This window comes from Mucilaginibacter pedocola, assembly GCF_002013915.1.
In the GTDB taxonomy this organism is placed as follows: domain Bacteria; phylum Bacteroidota; class Bacteroidia; order Sphingobacteriales; family Sphingobacteriaceae; genus Mucilaginibacter; species Mucilaginibacter pedocola.
Genome location: NZ_MBTF01000003.1, coordinates 20,387 through 40,854, shown reverse-complemented (window position 1 = coordinate 40,854; position 20,468 = coordinate 20,387). Strand labels below are relative to the sequence as shown.

Here is a 20,468-nt window from a genome sequence, read left to right as displayed (position 1 = left end):
AGATTTCGGATATATAAAACGCCGTAAAAGATTTGACAACTTTTAAAAAGTTGTCAAATCTGACAATGCCTTGTTAATCCTCATCCAGGTCATCGCCGTCATCCTCCAGGTTGAGGGTGTAGGCAGATTCTGCAGCATCGTAAGCCTGCTGCGCTTTTGAAGTTTCGTCGGTTTCGCCAATAGGTTCGTTGGTTTCGTCGAAACCGTTGGAGTGTATATCCTGCTGGCTCATTTGGTCGTCGTTCTCGGTTTGTGCCAATTGGTCGTCTTGCGCTAATTGATCATCTTCTGGCTCTATCATGGTTCTCGGGTTTTATTTTTTGTTTAAGTAGAACAGGGTTATGATAGGGATGGTTTTGATTATTTTTCTGAACCTTGATTCGCTTGATTTTAGGATTCTCAGATTTTCGCATCGATACTATCCAACACTTTGCATCAAGGGCATCCCGGAATCAAACGAATCATGGTTCAGACTACAACATCGCATGATCCCCAAAGCTAAAGTATCCGTTGTCCGTCATAATCACATGGTCCATTACTGTTATATCCAGCAACCTGCCCGCATCCTGCATTTTACGGGTGAGATGAATATCCTGCCGACTAGGCTTTAAGTTTCCCGAAGGGTGGTTATGCACCAACACAATGCTGGTCGCCTGGTGCTGTATGGCGGCGTAATAAATGGTTCGCGGGTCGGCAACGGTACCGGTAAGGCCGCCTTTACTGATCAGTTCTTTAGCTATTACCTTGCTCGCGCCCGATACCAGTATTATCCAAAATTCCTCGTGGTTAAGATCGGCCAGGTGGCGGCGCATTACATCGTAAATATCGCGGGCGCAGGTAAGTATTTCGGGAGCCTTAGAATCGGCTTCGCCGCGGCGCCGGCCTATCTCTAAAGCGGCAATAATACTGATGGCCTTTGCCTCCCCTATTCCGCGAAACTTTGACAGTTCGGCAATGCCTGCCTTGCCAAGTTTGTTCAGGTCGTTATCGTAATGGTGAAGGATACGTTTGCTCAGGTCAACGGCACTTTCGTTGCGGCTGCCGCTGCCTATGAGTATGGCTATCAGTTCGGCATCGCTTAAGGCACGGCGCCCTTGTCCGCTCAGTTTTTCGCGAGGGCGATCACCCTCGGCCCAACTTTTTATACTTAAATTATTGGCGTAGTCTTCCAATGGTGTAGGTTTTGTGATGGGAAGGTAGGGAAAAAAGTTTTCAATTTGAAAAAGTCGCGATTTGAGAATTTGAAGATGGAGTATGAAGTTTTATACCATAGCGATGGGTTTGAAACCCATCGCTATGGTATAAACCAAAAAAGGGATAGCGCAATGCACTATCCCTTTTTCAAAAATATATGGTAATTAAGCTATTAGCTTAAGCCGTTAACAAATTTGGTAAGCTTCGATTTATTGTTTGAAGCTTTGTTTTTGTGAATAACGTTCTTTTTGGCCAAACGATCTAACATCGAGATCACTTTAGACAATAATGGAGTAGCATCAGCTTTAGTAGTTGTACCCCTTAATTTTTTAATAGCGTTCCTGGTGGTTTTAGCCTGGTACCTATTGCGCAGACGCTTCGCAGCGTTTGACCTGATCCTTTTTAATGATGATTTATGATTTGCCATCTTTTACAGCTTGTTATTCTTTATTTTTAGAGGTGCAAATATAGGTTGATATATTTTAATTTGCAAGAGTGTTGATATTATTTTTTAATTAACAGGTGAGGTTATTGCATGGCGGCTATTTAACCGCAGAGTGCACAGAGTTTTTCGCGGAGGTTCACAGAGTTTTTTTACCTATTGGCTAAGTTTCCGAACTCGAATTTTACGAGAATTCAAGGAATTTTTAGAATTTCCTTTAGTAACTAACGCAGTCGCATTCTTAATTCTGTAAATTCGGCAAATACATTTGAAACGGCGAAGCCCTCTTGAGTACCTAATGAGACACAATTAACCTACGAAAAATTCGAGTTCAGACATCTTCTATGAAGCGCCCTCTCATACTCCTTATTTCTGCGTTCACTATCCTATCCTTCTGCACTTCCTGGGGCTTCTTTGCGCATCATCGTATACATCGGCTGGCGGTTTTTACTTTACCCAAGGGCATGGCAGGCTTTTACCGGGCAAATATCAACTACATTACCGAGCACGCCATTAGTGCCGATAAAAAACGCTATGTAGATTCTACCGAAGCGCCGCACCACTTTTTGGATGCCGACCATTACGGCAAACAGCCATTTAAAAATATCCCGCAGCACTGGATAGATGCCGCCGCCAAATACAGCACGGATACACTCACCAAATACGGCACCCTGCCCTGGACCATCGCCTCCCATTATTACTGGCTGGTAAAAGCCTTTAAACGGCACGATACTACTGCCATCCTTACGCTATCTGCCTACTTGGGCCATTACGTGTCTGATGCGTACACGCCGCTGCATCTTACCGAAAACTACGACGGGCAGCTTACCGGCCAAACCGGCGTGCATTCGCTTTGGGAAAGCCGCCTGCCCGAACTTTTCAGCAACCAATACAACTACTATGTGGGCAAGGCGCGTTACATTAACAACCCGCTTGCCGAAGCCTTCAGCATTTGCCGTGGCAGTTTTAAGAGCGTAGATAGTGTGCTTCGTTTTGAACGTATGTTGAATAAACGCTTTACCGACAGCACCAAATACGCCATGGAACAACGCGGCACACGCATGGTTAAAGTATACTCGGTTGCCTACAGCAAAGCCTACCACAAAATGCTGGCGGGTATGGTGCAGCGCAAAATGCGGCAGTCTATTTTAAGCGTAGGCAGCTTCTGGTTTTCGGCATGGGTAGATGCCGGGCAACCCGACCTGAATAAACTGATTGAAAAGCCTTTAACCATTGAAGAAAGGCAGCAGATAAATAAAGAAGAAGCTTTTTACAGGGCCGGGAAAGTGTTAGTTTTAGGGAAATAATTTACTGCCCTTGAAAACCGCCTGCCTCACCCTACTCATTGCACTACTTGGGCTAAATGCCCTGGCTCAGGATAGCTTAGAGATAAAATACCCGAAAACTTACAAGGCAGTTTACAAAACCGTGCATGCGCTGCCGGAAGTGAAAGATTTTTTAACGAGTGCAAAAAACAGTAAGCCCGTTGCTGCCATAAATGGGCCAAATAATTCCTGGCACAACTACTGGGAAGTGCAGGTAGGCCTAAGCAACTTAGATATGCTACGCACTAATTTCCATTTGTTTGTAAACCCAAAAACGTTGCGGGTTTATTACCTCGACGAGTATGACGATGGCAACGGGCTGAATTTCAAATTGATTACGCTACAGCAATGGCGCAAATGGCGTAGCACCAAGGCATGGCAAAAAATGCACAAGTATAAAAATGGCGAATTGGTCACCGATACCAACTGATAGCCTCCATCGAAACAGCGCTTCAGTCCGCTAATACTTAATTCAATACCCGTTTCACCCCCTTATTGTCGGTAACCGTTACACTCGCTACATTACTATTCAACCGCACAAAACGCGACGATTGCGATAGGAACGAACTACCAAAATACAACTCTTCTTTCCTGGTTTTACCGTTGCTTAGTTTGTACTCGGCTTTAACGTCTGTTGGGTTCAGGGCAATGGTGCGTTCATCTTTACGTATCTTAAATATCTTTAACGGACCGCGGTTTTGCGTTGCAGCTAACAATACCGAATTACCCGGGCCTTTTATTTGCGCCAGCGCTTTGGCATTGCCCGGCACAAACAAGCCGCTCTGCTGTATGCTTTGTGGTGTAAAACCGCCCTTACCATCGCCCAGCAGCATTAGCCCGTTCATGGCATCGTAGCGGCCGTTGGTAACCTCGTTACCATAATCGTTTGCCACTATAGCTACGTCGAGGTTGCCATCGGCATTAAAATCGCCGGTAACCATGCCATTTATCTGCGATAGTTGGGCCATGGCAGGCAATTGTTGCAGTTTGAATTTACCGTTACCCAAATTTTGCAGGTAGCAACTGCTAAAGTTTACAGCGCTTAGTTTTATGGAACCCTTCAATTCTTCGGGAGTGAATATTTTGCTAAAATCGGCATTGGCAAAGTCTTTATAGGTTAAGAACTTTTTGCGCAGAACGGGTAGTTCACCAATAATTTCGTCGCGGTTGCCGGCAGTAAACTCTTTTTTTACCCCACCCAAAACGTCTTTTAAATAAATGGTTAAGATTGGGTCGAGCTTGCCATTATTGTCGAAATCCTTCACGTACATAGATACTGGGTATTGCTTACTGGCCTGGAAGAATGAGTTTAGCCCAAGGTTGCCCACTATGTAATCGGTAAGGCCATCGTTATTAAAATCGCCGGCGGTTATGCTGTTCCACCAGCCGGTTTCGGCGCTTATGCCGCTGCTTGCGGTAACATTTTTAAAGTGCCCTTTATCATTCTTAAAAATAGTTACCGGCATCCATTCGCCTGTTAGTATCAGGTCTTGCTGACCGTCATTGTCAAAATCTGTCCAAAGCGCATCGGTTACCAGGCCTATATCTTTAAGGCCCGGGGCTACCTGTGCCGTTACGTCGGTAAATTTGGCTTTGCCGTTTTGGCTATCGTTACGGTATATGGCCGAGCTTACCGCCGAAGGGTACTTGCCCGGCAATACGCGGCCGCCAATAAACAAGTCGGGCTTGCCATCGCCATTATAATCGGCAGCGCGCACGCAGCTTTTACTGGTAAAGTTTTGCGGCAGTGCGGTGGTATCAGGCGCAAAATTGCCGTTGCCTTTGTTAATATAAAGCTTATCGGCATAGTTACCGGTTTCGGCTTTATAGCGGTTACCGCCACTTGCGCAGTACAGGTCGGGCTTATTGTCGCCATTGGCATCAAACAAAAGCACGCCCATATTATCGGGTTTATGCGCTACATCCGCAGGCAGTAGTTTCTGTATGAATTTGCCATTGCCCTGCTGCATTAAAAACTGGCCGGGGTACTCGGTTGTGCCACCTACAAAAATATCGTCGAGCCCGTTGCCATCAACATCGCCGGCAGCTATACCCGGGCCCGATTCTGAGAACTTATGCGGCAGCAGCCATTCGTTATTAAAATCAATATAATCTACCTGGTGATGAAAATAGTTAAAGCCCGATTTCTCCGTAACATCAGTAAGTAAGGAGGTATGGTTTACCAACTGCGGAGCCCATGTATCGGACAGGTTGGCAGCTTTAATATCTGCCTTAAGCACCTGGTTAACCGCCACATTTTTCAACACCTGCTTTTTTTCGCCCGGCCAACGTATCACTACCGAATCTACCGACTTAACCTTCCCCAACCCGAAATGCATTTTAGTATCGATGGTGGACAGGTACCCCCTGTATGGTGAGTTCTCGTAAACCTGTTGTTTGCCCTGGTAATAAAGTTTCACTACCGCACCCAGCGCAAAGCGGTTTTTATCAGTCCCGGTAAGTTTTATATCAAGGTAGTTTGCTCCTATTTTGCCGTCTTTATTTATCGTATTCTCATAAAGCGCGGCATCGCCGTTTATGTTATTTATGGCATAATCTAAATCGCCGTCGTTATCCAGATCCACATATACCGCCCCGTTAGAAAAACTTGGCTCATCTATACCCCATTGTTTGCTAACATCTTCAAACTTTATCCCGGTAATATTGCGATAGGCGTAGTTAGGTATTTTAATCTGCGGGATAAGCGCCGTTAATTTTGCCCGCTGCATCAGGTTTTCTGACGAACCCCGGTAAGCCTTAAAATCAAAATCGGTGATGTCTTTGGCAAAGCCGTTGGTGATAATGATATCACGCAGCCCGTCGTTATCAAAGTCGGCTATCGAGGGCGTCCAGCTCCAGTCGGTTTGTGCAACGCCGGCAAAAAAGCCTATATCACCAAAAATTGGCGCGCCAACCGAATCGTTCCCTTTTAAGCCGTTGCCCATGTTCAGTTGCAAGGTATTGCGCACATATTGCAGCGAAAGCTCCTCGCGCTGCATGTTCTGGTACGAAAAATACGTGGGAGCCGCCATGTTCTTCTTTTTACGGTAATTATCCTCGGCATTCATATCCAAAGTCATTTCATCGGCCAGCCCGTCGTTGTTTATATCAACAAACTCATTGCCCATGGCGTTCATGGATTCATGTTTGAAATACTCCTTGCTCCTATCGGTAAAAGTGCCGTTTTGGTTGTTGATGTACAGGTGGTCGCCCGAGTAGTAATCGTTACTCACGTACACATCCTTCCAGCCGTCGAGGTTAATATCAACAATGGCAATCCCCAGCCCGTAGCCCCTTTTGATGATACCCGCTTCGGCAGATACGTTGATAAAAACAGGGTGGTTTAGCTTGGCATCCCAATCGTTACGGTATAGCAGGTCAACATCGTTATTATCCTTACCGATGCCGGTAGCACCAAACGTGGTGGCCAGGCGGTTAACCAACTTGGTATTTACCAGGTACATATCCAAATCGCCATCGTTATCGTAATCAAAAAACGCCACGTTGATGGAGTAACCCGAGTAATCGAGCCCGTAGGCTTTGGCCATTTCTTTAAACACCGGTATGCCGTCGGCATTGTTCCCTTGGTTTATGTATAACAAGTTACGGCGCCCTTCGGGGGTATCTTTATTGGTGCAGCTTACGTAAATATCCAGCTTGCCATCGCTGTTAACATCGGCCACGGTAGCCGAGTTAGACCATTTGTTAACCGTGCCTACGCCGGCTTCGGTGGTAATATCCTTAAACGCCAGTCCGCCTTTGTTTAGGTATAGCTTGTTCGACGACATACCCGCAGTAAAATACAGATCGGCAAGGCCATCGTTATTAAAATCGCCAACGGCAACACCCGCCCCGTTATACATGTGCTCCATGTTTATGGGGTTAATGGTATCGTTCTCGGTAAGGGTATTATTAAAATCGATCCCCGATTGCGAGGCAGGTATTTTATTAAAGAGCGTATTGGGTTTATTACAGGCCGTAAATATGGAAAAGCAAGAAATGATAAGCAAAAGCTTATAAGCATCCTTAAGGGGTGTAGGCATTTTAATATAATTAGGAAATATTGGTTGGTTGAATATCAGAAAAAAATGTGGTTATTAATAATATATCCTATAAATTTACGGTACCGCGGGTGGCTTGTTAGCCGTATTATCCGCAGTGTAACCCCGGCTTTATACCCGGATTATATTCCTGTTAATTATAACCTTAATGCCAACCAACACCTGCTTTGCTAAGCCACGGGCTTGCGCCATACTGTACTTTTATATTGGGACCTGTTTTCTTTTTCTTACTGCTGCAACATCCTGCAAAAAAACACCCGACTATGCAAAAGTGCTGCACAACCCCACTCTATACAGCAAAACCGTGCACGAGCTTAATGCTTTGGTTATGGGGAATAACTTTACGCCGGTGGTAGCATCGCGCAATTACGCCTATGCGGCGGTTGCCGGTTACGAGGCCATTGCGGCGGGTAACCCAACCAAATACCGCTCGCTGGTAGGGCTGTTAAATGGCTTAAAGGCAGTGCCTGCAGCGCCCGCCAATGTTGATTTTGAATACGCAGCCCTGCTTGCCTATTGCAAAGTTGGCGAAGCAGTAACCTTCCCGAAGGGTAGTATGAAAGCCTATACTGATAGCCTGCACAATTTGGCAATGGACCACGGCATGCCCGAGGATATGGTGAAAAATACCGAACTGTATGCCGATACGCTGAGCAAAGCCATTATTGGCTGGAGCAAAAAGGATAATTACCTTAAAACCCGCGCGCTAAGCAAGTTCAATGTAATACCCGATAGCCCCGGCCGCTGGGTACCCACCCCACCCATGTATGGCGATGCTGTGGAGCCCAACTGGCGCGATATACGCCCGATGGTAATGAGCGATGCCAAAAAATATGATGTAGTGCCGCCGCCGACATTTAATATCACTGATAAAAACAGCCGGTATTACAAAGAGGTTATTTATATAAAAAACGCGGGAGACAGCCTGAACGCCGAGCAGGAGCACATTGCCGATTTTTGGGACGATAACCCCGGCCGCCTCAACGTAACCGGGCACACGCAATACATTACCAAAAAGTTTTCGCCGCCGGGGCATTGGTTAAGCATTACCGGCATAGCAGCAGGCAATGCCAAAGCCGATTTTGCCACAACAGTATACGCCTACGCCGAAACCTCGATAGCGTTGTTTGATGCCTTTATTGAATGCTGGGCAGCCAAGTATAAATACGAAACCGCCCGCCCCGAAACAGTTATTAACCAATACATTGATAAAGAGTGGCGGCCGCACCTGCAAACGCCTCCCTTCCCCGAATACACTTGCGGGCATTGCACTATATCTGCCGCTGCGGCCGAAACCCTGACCAGTGTTTTTGGGGATAACGTTGCTTATAAAGATACTTCCGAATTGGAGTTTGGTATCCGCAGCCGCTCGTTTAAATCATTCAGGCAGGCGGCCGATGAAACTTCATGGTCGCGGTTTTACGGCGGCATACATTTCCGCAACTCTACCATTGTATCAAGCGGCTACGGAAAAACCGTTGGCGATAGCGTAGTAGCGCGCTTGCAAATACTGAAGAAATAGAAAGAGGTTTCTCTTAACAACATTATTCTAACACTGCAATTTATGTACGTGACGGTAAAATAATGCGCTATATTTAGCGTAGTATAAAGAAACCTAAATCTCATGCTAAATAAATTCCCCAAAATTGCTGGATGCTTTTTTATTGCCTGCTTTTTACTGCTGGCGCAAACCGCATCGGCACAAAAAGATTACCGTTACCATAACCTTGTATTTAAGATAGATTCGCTGGTGAATGTTGGCTTGCCCAAATCGGCCCTTGCCGAAGTAAACAAGTTAGATGAGCTGGCACGCCAAGAAGGTAAAACACCCGAGATAATACGGGCAACCCTTTACCATTTAAAGCTGCAAACCTACCTGGAAGATGATGCGTTGGAGAATGTAATTACCACGCTAAAAGCAGATATCGACAAATCTGATTTTCCTGTAAAGCCTATCCTGCAATCGTTTTTGGCTGATATGTATTGGCAGTTTTATAGCCAAAACCGTTATATGTTTGCCGACCGCAGTCGTTTAGAGAAACCGGGTATCGATTTCCGCAACTGGAGCCTGCCCACCCTAATAGACGAAACTACGCGGCTGTATGCGGCATCGTTGCAGGATGCTGAACGCGAACAGGCAACGCCCATTGGCATATTGGATGGTATTTTAGAAGGCGATAAAAACACACGCTACCTGCGCCCCACCCTTTACGACCTGCTGCTGCATCGCGCCTTTGAATACTTCCTGGCAGACGAGCCTGCCATCACCCGGCCAAAAATGCCCTTTGCGCTAACCGATGAACGCCTGTTTGGCGATGCCAAAGCCTTTTCACAGTTAGCCATTACTACTACCGATACCAACTCTACACTATACCGCGGCGTAAAATACCTGCAACAAAGCATTGCCTTCCATTTGAGTAAAAACAACCATGAAGCACTTGCCGACCTCGACCTGAAAAGGTTGGAATTTATTTATAATCATGGAAATTTAATCAATAAAGACACGCTGTATATAACGGCGTTAAAAGCTATTGCGGCCGATACATCGGCAGGTAATTTTAGGACCGATGCTTTATACAGTATTGGCAACCATTATAACGACAATGCTAAGCCGGCTTTGGCCATGGTTTATTTAAAACAAGCCTTTGAATTACTCCCAAAAAGCCCCGCCTGGATACGCGCCTATAACCTTATGCTGGATGTAAGGCAAAAAAGGCTACTGGTAAGGCTCGAAGATATTAACCCTTTAGATAAGCCCATACTTTCGCTCATCACCTACCGCAACATTAAGGCAGCACGTTACCGTGTTTACCCCATTACCGATGCTCAGCTTAAGCTGATGCAAAAAATGGATGAACACGATGGACAAGTATTGCCCGGCAAACAAACCGAAGCCTACTTAAAAAAACTAAAACCCTTGCGGGATGAAGTGCTAACGCTCCCGTTTGAAAACGACTATAAAGAACACAGCACCGAATTTAAAATAGATGCCCTGAACAAGGGCGCTTATGTATTGGTAGCACAGCAAGCAATTGCTAAAGATAGCCTGCTGCAGCTTAATACGTTTAGGGTTAGTGGGCTGGCATACATCATCCGTTCCTTACCCGATGGCCGGCGCGAGATAAAGGTAGTGGACCGAGAAAATGGAGAACCCATAAATGGTGCAGCGATAACCGTGGTATACAGGCCTTACAATTATAAAACCAACAAAAAAGAGACACCTGTCATAGCAAAAGGAATAACCAATGCTACAGGCTCGTTCATATTTGATATTCCCGGATCCGAACTTGATATTGATATAAGCTACAAAGGCGACCATATTTCAAATCCCGAGCAATATATTTACGATTCGCGGCCGCTTACAATGGATTTTGGCATCCCGCAATTAAGGACTTTAATTTTTACCGACAGGCAGATTTACCGCCCCGGGCAAACCATTTACTTTAAGGCCTTGCAATTACAAACCTTAAATAACAAAAGCAGCATAATGCCCAATGCTGATATTGTAGTTGAACTGAAAGATTTAAACAGCAAGCAGCTTGCCACCCTGAAATTAAAAACCAATGAGTTTGGCTCTGCGGCATCGTCCTTTGTAATTCCACAGAACATTGTAGGAGGTAATATTTCGCTTTCTACAGCAAATGGCTTAACTATTGTAAAGGCCGAAGAATACAAACGCCCAACTTTCAGCGTATCGTTCGAACCTTTTACAAAAACCATTAAGCTTGGCGATAGCATTACCGTTAAGGGGAGTGTAGATGCATTTTCGGGCTACGGGCTTTCGGGTGCACGGGTAGCTTACTCCGTGAAACGGGCTCAAGATATCCGCATCGACTACGAACGCCGCCCGACTGGTAAAAACAGGTATGCCGGCACATCTACGCCCGATGAGGTTGCTACCGATACCATTAACACTGATGCACAAGGTAAATTTGAGTTTAAGTTTTTAGCTGCACCGGGATGGGATGGCAGCCCGGATGCAACCTACGTATTTGCTATAAATGCCGATGTTACCGATGCCAACAGCGAAACGCAAACTGCATCTACGCAATTATCGTTAAGTAAAAAAGCGCTTCAACTGGAGGTTAATACACCCGATATGCTAATGCCCGGAAATGTGGCAAACGCAACAGCTATGCTATTCAATTCTGCCCATCAGCGCCAAAACGGAAAAGCAACGGTAGAAATTTATGAACTGAAAACGCCCGGCGAGTTTTTTAAGGAACGGTTTTGGGATGCACCCGATAAATGGCTGATGAGCCGCGACGACTACCATAAGAACTTCCCGGGCTTTGCTTATGATGGCGAGGATGCCCCCGCAAAGTGGCAACGCCTGAAAAAAATAGATGCTATAGAACTGGACTTAAATAAAGCCGACGCCGGAAAACTCGACCTGGCTAAACTATCAGCTTCGCCGGCCGGCGTTTACGCACTTGTGATAAGTGCCCGTGCCGAAAGCGGAGATACCGTATCGGCAACAAGCTACATAACCAATATAACAACCGAAGCGCCTATACAAAAAACAGAGCACTGGGTATTGCCTTTAAGTACCACCGTAAAACCCGGCCAGCCCGCCGAGTTTTTTATGGGAATAAACAAACCCTGTAAAGTACTGCTGGAAACTTTTGACGGCGAAAAAATGCTTAGCGCCCGCAGCGTAGGCTTAAGTACCGGCCAACCGCAAAAAATAAGCATACCGGTACCGGCTACAACCCGCAACAGTTTTATGGTGCAGTTTACTATGGTAGCAGGCAACCGGCTTTATAAATATTACCAAGACATTTTAGTGGCAGATACTATTAAATCGCTAAACATCAAATTCCTGAGTATGCGCAATAAGCTGCAACCCGGCGAAAAAGACGAGTGGAAACTGGAAATAACGGGCAGCGAAGGCAGGCAGGAAGCCGAATTACTGGCCGGCATGTACGATGCCTCGCTGGATGATGTTTCGCCATCGGTAAGTTGGCAATATAGCTTTGGCGGGATACCATATGTGACACGATATTTTGAATGGCGAAATGACCCTGTTTCCAGGGAGATAAATACAATTACCGATTATGACAATGATGAGGATAGCCCCTACCGTGAGACACAAGCAAATACAGACTACGAAAAAATAGACATGCTTGGCTTTAACTATTACGGCAGTTATAACGTTGATTATTACAGTTTTCAAACCTCGGCCAAACAAGTACGGCCTAATGTTTTAAGCAACAAAAAAATTGCAGCAAAATACAAGGCGAATGTAGCGCTTGTAAAAAACGGGTTTGATGTTGTTGGGCGAGTAGTTGGCGACGGATATTTCGGTCCCGTGGATGTTAAAGTTCGAATTGCCAACACAAACATCAGTACAACCACCAATTCGCTGGGGTATTTTAAAATAAAAGTACCTGCAAATGCCATGTTACTATTTAGCGCAAAAGGATGGATAACCAAAAAAGTAAGCCCGCCAACGGGGCTAAAGCTTGTTGTGCAAATGAGATCTTTGTTGTTGCCCGGACGCTCATTGGGAATCGTAAAAGAATTATCACTTGCCGACCCGGGGGTTAAAAGCCAGGCAGGTGACGCTAATGCCGATATACGCATTGACGAGCCTGTGGGAAATTCGGACGTGGTGCAAGCGATGGAAGAAGCACCGACACTCAGCTCATTAAATAATTTTATTTCGTCGCCCACCGATAAAGCTAAAAGGGGCTATATGATGTATGACGAAGTTTACGATGGCAGGCTAAGAAGCAAGGTTGCTGCTTTAAAAAAATTAGAAGAGGTGGCTATTTCTTCTAAACCCATCACCATCCGCAAAAACTTTAACGAAACAGCTTTCTTTTATCCGCAATTACGTACCGATAATAAAGGACAGGTAACCATCAGCTTTACTGTGCCCGAGGCGCTTACCAAATGGAAGTTCCGCGGGCTGGCTATTAACAAACAATTGCAAACCGGCTATGCCGAGCAAACTATTGTAACCCAAAAACAATTGAGCATAAGCGCCAATATGCCACGCTTTTTGCGGGAAGAAGATACCCTGACGGTTTCGGCAAGGGTGGCTAACCTATCGCCCGGGGCACTGAAGGGCGAAGCCAAACTGGAACTTTTTAATGCATTGACCATGCAGCCGGTTAAACTATTTGCCAAGGGCGAGAATGGCACACAAAGCTTCAAGGTTGATAGCGCGGCCACAACCGGTGTATCGTTCAAGCTTATTATCCCTGCCGGATTAGAGGCATTAACTTACCGCATCACGGCATCGGCAGGTAATTTTACCGATGGAGAAGAAAATACGCTACCCGTACTGAGCAACCGCATGCTGCTTACCGAAACCTTGCCCCTGATGGTGCGTGCAGGGCAAAGCAAAACCTTCAATTTTGATAAACTACTGAACCCGGGCAGCAATACCCTGCAAAACAAGACGCTTACGCTGGAATACACCCAGCACCCTGCATGGCTGGCCGTGCAGGCCCTCCCCTACATGATGGAATTCCCCTACGAATGCAGCGAACAGGTGTTCAGCCGTTTTTATGCCAATAGCTTTGCGGCAGGCATCGTAAACAAATACCCTAAAATAAAACAGTTATTCGACAGATGGAAAACGGCAGATTCGAAAGCGCTGCTATCCAACCTCGAAAAGAATCCCGAATTGAAATCGGTATTACTGGAAGAAACCCCATGGCTGCAGGATGCCACCAACGAAACCGAGCAAAAAAACCGCATAGCACAATTGTTCGACCTGAATAAAACCACTTACGAACTTGGCCAAAACCTAAGCAAGCTGGAAAAAAAACAATTACCAAATGGTGCCTTCCCATGGTTTGGCGGTAACTATGCCGACAGGTACATTACACAGCACATAGTAGCGGGCATTGGGCAATTGAACAAAGCGGGGCTTGCTGCGGATAACGCTAAATCCCTCGGCCAGATAGGTTCGCGCGCTATAGAGTACATTGACAAGCAACTTATCGACGATGAAATAGAGAGCCGAAAGATCAACAAGAAATACCAAACCCGCAATCTCCACGGGTTGGAGATACACGCCTGGTACGCCCGCAGCTATTTTAACGATGCAAAAGTAGATGGCGAATTAAAAGAAGTGCGCAAAAATTACCTCGCCCGCGCAGCTGCCCAATGGACCAGCCGAAGTGAATTTGAAAAAGGGATGCTGGCTTTAACGCTGTTCCGTACGGGCGATAAGGAAACGACGGCAGCCATCATCAAGTCGTTAACCGAAACGGCACGGCAGTCCGACGAGTTGGGGATGTACTGGGCGGCCAATAAATACGGCTACCACTGGTATGAAGCCCCTATTGAAACCCAATCGTTGATGATAGAACTGTTTACCGAGGCCGCCAATACCCCTGCCGCCGTAAACGAAATGAAGGTATGGCTGCTGCGTAACAAGCAAACCAAAAACTGGAAAACCACCAAAGCTACGGCGGCCGCCTGCTATGCCCTGCTACTGAAAGGGGGAGATATATTATCAGACACCGCTGGGGTAAACATTAAGCTTGATGGCAAGCCGCTGCAACAATTAAAACCCGAAGTTAAAGCTGATGCAGGCACGGGGTACCTGAAAACCACCTGGGTTGATGAGCAGATAAAACCAGCTTTGGGAAAAGTAGAGATAGCAAACACCGGCAAAACCATCAACTGGGGCGCTATGTACTGGCAGTATACCGAGCGGATGGATAAAGTAACACCATCTAACACCAATGTGCTGATGGTGCGCAAATACTACATCAAAAAACAAACGGATAGTGGCCCGCTGCTGGTTGTGGTGGATGCCGGCCATCTGCCAAAAACTGGCGATATTTTAAAAGTAGTGCTCAATTTAAAAGCGGATCGCGATTTCGATTACATCCACCTGAAAGATATGCGCCCCGCAGGCACTGAACCGGTTACCCAACTATCCGAATACAAATACCAGGACGGGCTATCATACTACCAGGTAACAAAAGATGTGGCAACCAATTTCTTCTTCAGCCGCTTGAACAAAGGCACCTACGTTTTTGAGTACGAACTGCGCGTGGTACAACCCGGCAATTACGCCACCGGCGTAAGCAGCCTGCAAAGTATGTACGCCCCCGAGTTTAATGCCCATAGCGATGGCGGGAGGATAATGTTTAAGGAATAACACCTAATATTTTGCGAATTAACCGCAAAGGCCGCAGAGAATTTGCACATCTATTAACGCAAAGAGCGCAAAGCAGAAACACCCTTCTACTTTGCGCTCCTTTGCGTTTTTTTTTGCGGACTTTGCGGTTAATTCACCATGCAGTTAAACTCTACTTTTCCCCGCCAACCGTAGGTATTCCTCTGTTGTTAATTTAGCTTGCAGGTTGCTTTTAAGCATTTTTAAACCCGCGGTAAAATGGATGGCCGCTAAAGGCATTATCCATACAATAAGCTGCCCGTCGAGGTTGCGCTCGTTATGCCAGTATAAAAGGCATGTAAGCATCAGCACGATAAGATAAACCCGGTATGCGCCTGTACCATATTTCAGCGTACTGCAATAGTTGCCCCATGCGCCGGGCTTTAGGTTTTTATCTGCCCTTGTATTTGGCATTAAGTGCACCGCTATAAATAGTACACAGCACAGGCAAAGCACCAATACCGTAATAACAGCGAACCATGTTTGCGGCACCACAGCTGTAAGTTTAAGCGCACTGAACATAAACAGGATATAGGCACAACAAACCGCCATATCATAGTAAAGTAACCTATATTCCAGCCGATAATGCTGTAAGCGCAGCCAGATAACAAAGTCGGTAAGCTGCCCCTCGCTCTCCCCGTTCGGTTTCTGCTTTTCCAGCGGGCAACTTTTCAACTCGCCAATTTCCTGTAAGCGCTTCAATTGTTCGGGCGGGTGTTGTGGCAAGCGTTTATACTTCTTCATAAAGTAGAGTATTATCGGCATAACTATGCTGGTGCATGGCTTGGTTAAGCGCAATTATAGCGGGCTTGTACTGGTGCCTGTCTACCAAAAACTGAACATTTACCTTACGGAAGGCCGCCCCTACGCTTTTAATGTTAATGCCCGATGCAGCAAGCGCGGCCGAGCTTTTGGCCAGCAAACCGGGGCGGTCCATATTTGAGCCCAACAGGCAAACCAGCGCAACGGGCTCTACGGCCACCTTTTCGAAGGCACTCTCCAGATCGTGCTGCAGCTTGCGCGAATAGCATTTTTCCCAAATAACGGTGGATATGCTATTGGCGCTGGTAGTTTTAAAAGTGTAGCTTATGTTATGCTTATCGAAAAGCTGCATGATCAGCAGGTCGCAACCTACGCTGCCCACCATTTTGGGGTCGTAAACATCTATCACCAGCAATTTATCGGTACCGGTTATGATCTCGATCCGCTTATGCTCGCTAACATGATCGCGGGTGATCAATGTGCCAGGGTGCGCAGGCTCAAAGGTATTTTTTATCCGCAGGGCAATACCCGCAGCCTCTAAAGGTTTGGCGGCTTTGGGGTGTATGGCCTCCATACCTACATCGGCCAGTTGGTCGGCAATATCGTAATTGGTAAAGCCTACCGGCCGGCAGTTGTGCATGCCTACCAGCATTGGGTCGGCGGTAGAAAGGTGATATTCTTTATGGATGATGGCCTCCTTAGGCTTCAGCACCTGTGCAATTTTACTGAAGGTAACTTCCGAGTACCCGCGGTCGAACTCGCGCATAATCCCCTCGGTGCCCTTGGCATAACCTGTTACCACACAAATGCCGCCACGGGTATCAATGGCTTTAAAGGCTTTGCGTATACGTTGGTCAATGGTTAATTCCTGATGGTCATCGAGCCCGCTCAGATCCACCAGTTGCGCATTGATGCCCCGGTTTTGTAGTATCTGTGTCAGGTTGTAAGCCGAATGCGCCTCGCCTATAGACGCCAGTATCTCCCGCGCAGCCTGCAGTATACCCTCTTTATTGGCATAGCCGGATGATAGTATCCCCGCAAGGTTCTCCAGGTATCTACGGGCGCGGCTTATGCGGTCTTCCAGCCAGGCATCGGCAAGGGGCAGGTTAAGCCCAAGCGCTTGGTATTTTTTATTGATAGCCTTCAACGCAGCCACCAGTTTTTTCAGTGGGCGATGAAAATCGCGGTAGTGCTTAAAGGAGTGGTACACGCCCGGCGCATCGGTCTTTTTATTTTCGAGCAGCATATCGGTAACACCCGAAAAGGCCGAAACCACAAACACGCGGTTATACCTAACAGGCTTGCCCTGCGGGTAACAGATTATATTTTGCAGCACGGCATCAAGCGCCGTCATAGAAGTGCCGCCTATTTTCTCTACGGTTAGCTCACCGGGTAATGGGTCGGCAGATGTGGAATTATTCATAATGGTATTTGTTAAATGAGATCAGTGGAATCAAATCAATCAGTGGAATCAAAATCAATCGGTGAAATCGGTGCAAAAAATCGGTGAAATCGGTGTCAATGAATCGTTGAAGAAAACTACGCCGCTCTTTCCGGTTTATTAATGAGGTTGCTTAGGCTTCGTTCCAATAATTTGATGTAGATATTAATTGCCCGGCGGATCTCCAGTACGGCAATGCGTTCGTCGGCGCAACGGGTACAAGCCGGGTCGCCGGGGCCAATTTTAAGGGCTGGCACCTGCAGCCACCCGCAGGCCGAACTGGTTGGCGATACGCAGGTTTCCAGCCCGATAGAAAGCCCCGCCTGCACAAATGGATGCACGCGGCTTAATTCGGCAGGGCGGCTGATATCCTCGCGGAGCGATATACCGCAGCGCGTATTCAGTACAATGGTGGCCAATATTTCATCTATACTATAACAGGTATTGTAGTAAACGTCCACAGTAAAGCTGCACTCGGCCGGTGTAGTATCATTAGCGCCGCCTGCATTAACCTGCAATACCGCCATACGTATGGGCGGCATAAAGGCAGCGCATTTGTTAAACTCATAAGTAGCAAACCAGTTGATATCTCGCAGGGCATGGTAAATAGCATTGTCGCCCTCGCTTCTGCCCGCATGCCCTGCCTTTCCATTTGCCACACAATCCAACACCAGGTGCCCCATTTCGGCAATGGCCATTTGCATATCGGTAGGTTCACCAACAATGGCAAAGTCGGGCTTAAGGGTTTGGCCTTGTATTACAGGCAAGCGTGGCACCCCATGGCTTTCGCGTTCTTCAGCCGCGCAAAAGCAAAGGTTATAGGGCAAATCTCTCTTATGGTAATAATACCTAAAGGCAGCCATTAAAGCTACCAGGCTGCCGCCACCATAATTAAGCCCCTGGCCCCAAAGCTCACCGTTCATCAACCGGCATGCTTCTGTTTCGGCAGCAAGGGCATTATAATGCGCGTAAAGTAAAATAGTAGGTTTGGTGGTATCGCAAGCGCGGTTAAGGCACCAAATGTTATTGCCCTGCCTGTGGGTGCTTAAGCCACAGTCGTTCATAAAGGCCATTATCACATCTGCCGGCGCTGTGTTACTGCCTATGGCTTGCAGCAACTGTAGTGCGTCCTCGTAAAGTATGTCGGCCATAGCAGCCGGCGACATATTCAATTCAGCTAAACTCTTCATAGCATTGTTTAGGCCGGCATGGTAACCAGCCGCAAGCCAATTACAAAACCGGTACCACAACGCTTTTAGCGAATTAAGTACTTAACTGATAGTAAATTAATTTTTAGAAAATAAAACCAGGAGGATAAAAGGCTTTCATTTTGGAAGGGTTTTATTTCAGAATGGGAGGAATAATAAGCCGACCTTGCTGACTATTTTACCGCAAAGGCCGCAAAGAATTTGCATATCCGTTAACGCAAAGAGCGCAAAGCAGACCTTTTTTCCACTTTGCGCTCTTTGCGATCTTTCTTTGCGTGCTTTGCGGTTAGCTAACCACCAAGCATTAAACGCCAAACCTACCCTAACACGTTTTTCCAGCTAACCAAATCGCCAATGATATTTTCGAGGTCGGCGGCAGCTACGCGTTCTTGTGCCATGCTGTCGCGGTGGCGAATGGTTACGGTGTTATCTTCTAATGTCTGGTGGTCTACCGTGATGCAGAATGGCGTACCAATGGCATCCTGGCGGCGGTAGCGTTTACCAATAGCATCCTTCTCCTCGTATTGCAGGTTAAAGTTTAGCTTCAGGGTATCCATTATCTCTCGGGCTTTTTCAGGCAAGCCATCTTTTTTGGTAAGCGGGAATATAGCGGCCTTAACCGGTGCAAGGCATGGGTGCAGGCGCAATACGGTGCGGCTATCCTGTTTCTCTTCGGTGCTCAGGTCTTCTTCCTCGTAGGCGTTTATCATGGTCAGCAAAAACATACGGTCAAGGCCTATCGAAGTTTCTATAACGTAAGGCACGTAGTTACCGTAAGGCTTACCTGTCTCAGGGTCAACTTCCGGGTCGAAGTATTGCATTTTTTTGCGCGAGTATTTCTCGTGCTGAGTCAGGTCGAAATTAGTGCGGCTGTGTATACCTTCTACCTCTTTAAAGCCGAACGGAAAATCGAACTCGATATCGTAAGCAGCATCGGCGTAGTGAGCCAATTTGGTATGCTCGTGGTAGCGGTATTTAGCGGCATCGGTACCCAAGGCAAGGTGCCATTTCAGGCGGGCCTCTTTCCACTGGTCGAACCACTCGCGCTGCGTGCCGGGGCGCACGAAGAATTGCATCTCCATTTGCTCAAATTCGCGCATGCGGATGATAAACTGGCGGGCAATAACCTCGTTACGGAAGGCCTTGCCAATTTGTGCTATACCGAACGGAATTTTCATCCTGCCGGTTTTTTGCACGTTCAGGTAGTTTACAAATATACCTTGTGCCGTTTCGGGGCGCAGGTAAATAGTTTCCGATTCATCGGCAACGGCACCAACCTGTGTACTGAACATCAGGTTGAACTGGCGAACATCGGTCCAGTTAGCAGTATTGCTGATAGGGCATTTTATATTTTGCTCCAGGATGAGTTCTTTCAAACGCGGCAGGTCCTCTGCTTTAAGGGCGTTATCCATCTCCAGTTGCAACTCTTCAGCTTCGCTGGTTTTACCTTCGCTATCCAATGTCGCTATACGGTCTTCCAATAACTGGTCGGCGCGATAGCGTTTTTTGCTGTCCTTATTATCTATCATCGGGTCGCTGAAGCCATCTACGTGGCCGCTCGCTTTCCAAACGGTGGGGTGCATAAATATGGCCGAATCGATACCTACAATGTTATCGTTCATCTGCACCATGGCCTTCCACCAATAGGTTTTGATGTTGTTCTTCAGTTCGGCGCCGTTTTGGCCGTAATCGTAAACAGCGCTAAGCCCATCATATATTTCGCTGCTCTGGAATACAAAACCATACTCCTTGGCATGCGATATAACATTTTTAAAAAGTTCGTCGGTTGAATTGCTCATAATGAGGCAAAGATATGTTTTAGTATTAAAGTGCGAAAGACCGTAAGTCGGAAAGTCCGGAAGGTTATTAATATCGAACACCGAATTTCG

Annotated in this window: 12 protein-coding genes; 4 read left to right on the top strand and 8 right to left on the bottom strand. The window is 46.7% G+C overall.

Features of this window, described 5'->3' with window-relative positions:
* Positions 1 to 73: 73 nt before the first annotated feature.
* From BC343_RS05840 to rpsT, 3 genes are all read right to left on the bottom strand, one after another.
* The gene (locus BC343_RS05840) at positions 74 to 301 is read right to left on the bottom strand and encodes a hypothetical protein (protein WP_078346821.1); all 228 of its coding nucleotides are present in this window, start codon (positions 299 to 301) and stop codon (positions 74 to 76) included.
* Positions 302 to 473: 172 nt separating this feature from the next.
* Positions 474 to 1,172, bottom strand: coding sequence for a RadC family protein (gene radC / locus BC343_RS05835; protein ID WP_078346820.1), 699 nt, complete (start codon positions 1,170 to 1,172; stop codon positions 474 to 476).
* Between the two features lie 194 nt (positions 1,173 to 1,366).
* Positions 1,367 to 1,621, bottom strand: a complete 255-nt coding sequence (gene rpsT / locus BC343_RS05830; protein ID WP_078346819.1) for a 30S ribosomal protein S20 — start codon at positions 1,619 to 1,621, stop codon at positions 1,367 to 1,369.
* Between the two features lie 359 nt (positions 1,622 to 1,980).
* On the opposite strand from rpsT, the gene BC343_RS05825 reads away from it, so the two are divergent.
* Positions 1,981 to 2,943, top strand: a complete 963-nt coding sequence (locus tag BC343_RS05825) for a zinc dependent phospholipase C family protein (RefSeq protein ID WP_078346818.1) — start codon at positions 1,981 to 1,983, stop codon at positions 2,941 to 2,943.
* 10 nt (positions 2,944 to 2,953) lie between these two features.
* Positions 2,954 to 3,391: a hypothetical protein gene (locus BC343_RS05820; protein WP_078346817.1), complete on the top strand. Its 438-nt coding sequence runs from the start codon at positions 2,954 to 2,956 to the stop codon at positions 3,389 to 3,391.
* 37 nt (positions 3,392 to 3,428) lie between these two features.
* On the opposite strand, the gene BC343_RS05815 is transcribed toward BC343_RS05820, so the two are convergent.
* Entirely contained in the window at positions 3,429 to 7,004 is a 3,576-nt protein-coding gene (locus tag BC343_RS05815) for a VCBS repeat-containing protein (protein ID WP_078346816.1), read from the bottom strand.
* Positions 7,005 to 7,170: 166 nt separating this feature from the next.
* Between BC343_RS05815 and BC343_RS05810 the strand changes: the two genes are divergently transcribed.
* Both BC343_RS05810 and BC343_RS05805 read left to right on the top strand, forming a co-directional pair.
* A complete protein-coding gene (locus tag BC343_RS05810) occupies positions 7,171 to 8,544 on the top strand; it encodes a vanadium-dependent haloperoxidase (RefSeq protein ID WP_078346815.1) in 1,374 nt (457 codons plus the stop codon).
* 102 nt (positions 8,545 to 8,646) lie between these two features.
* Complete coding sequence (locus tag BC343_RS05805; protein WP_078346814.1) at positions 8,647 to 15,150, top strand: alpha-2-macroglobulin family protein; 6,504 nt, start codon at positions 8,647 to 8,649, stop codon at positions 15,148 to 15,150.
* Between the two features lie 144 nt (positions 15,151 to 15,294).
* On the opposite strand, the gene BC343_RS05800 is transcribed toward BC343_RS05805, so the two are convergent.
* The 4 genes from BC343_RS05800 to BC343_RS05785 form a co-directional block, all read right to left on the bottom strand.
* Complete coding sequence (locus BC343_RS05800) at positions 15,295 to 15,912, bottom strand: hypothetical protein (RefSeq protein ID WP_143822079.1); 618 nt, start codon at positions 15,910 to 15,912, stop codon at positions 15,295 to 15,297.
* Positions 15,899 to 17,353: an aspartate kinase gene (locus BC343_RS05795; protein ID WP_078346812.1), complete on the bottom strand. Its 1,455-nt coding sequence runs from the start codon at positions 17,351 to 17,353 to the stop codon at positions 15,899 to 15,901. Before BC343_RS05795 ends, BC343_RS05800 begins: the two co-directional genes overlap by 14 nt.
* 116 nt (positions 17,354 to 17,469) lie before the next feature.
* On the bottom strand, positions 17,470 to 18,561 hold the full coding sequence (locus BC343_RS05790) for a peptidase dimerization domain-containing protein (RefSeq protein WP_143822078.1): 1,092 nt from the start codon (positions 18,559 to 18,561) through the stop codon (positions 17,470 to 17,472).
* A gap of 335 nt (positions 18,562 to 18,896) precedes the next feature.
* On the bottom strand, positions 18,897 to 20,378 hold the full coding sequence (locus tag BC343_RS05785; RefSeq protein ID WP_078346810.1) for a glycine--tRNA ligase: 1,482 nt from the start codon (positions 20,376 to 20,378) through the stop codon (positions 18,897 to 18,899).
* Positions 20,379 to 20,468 lie beyond the last annotated feature (90 nt).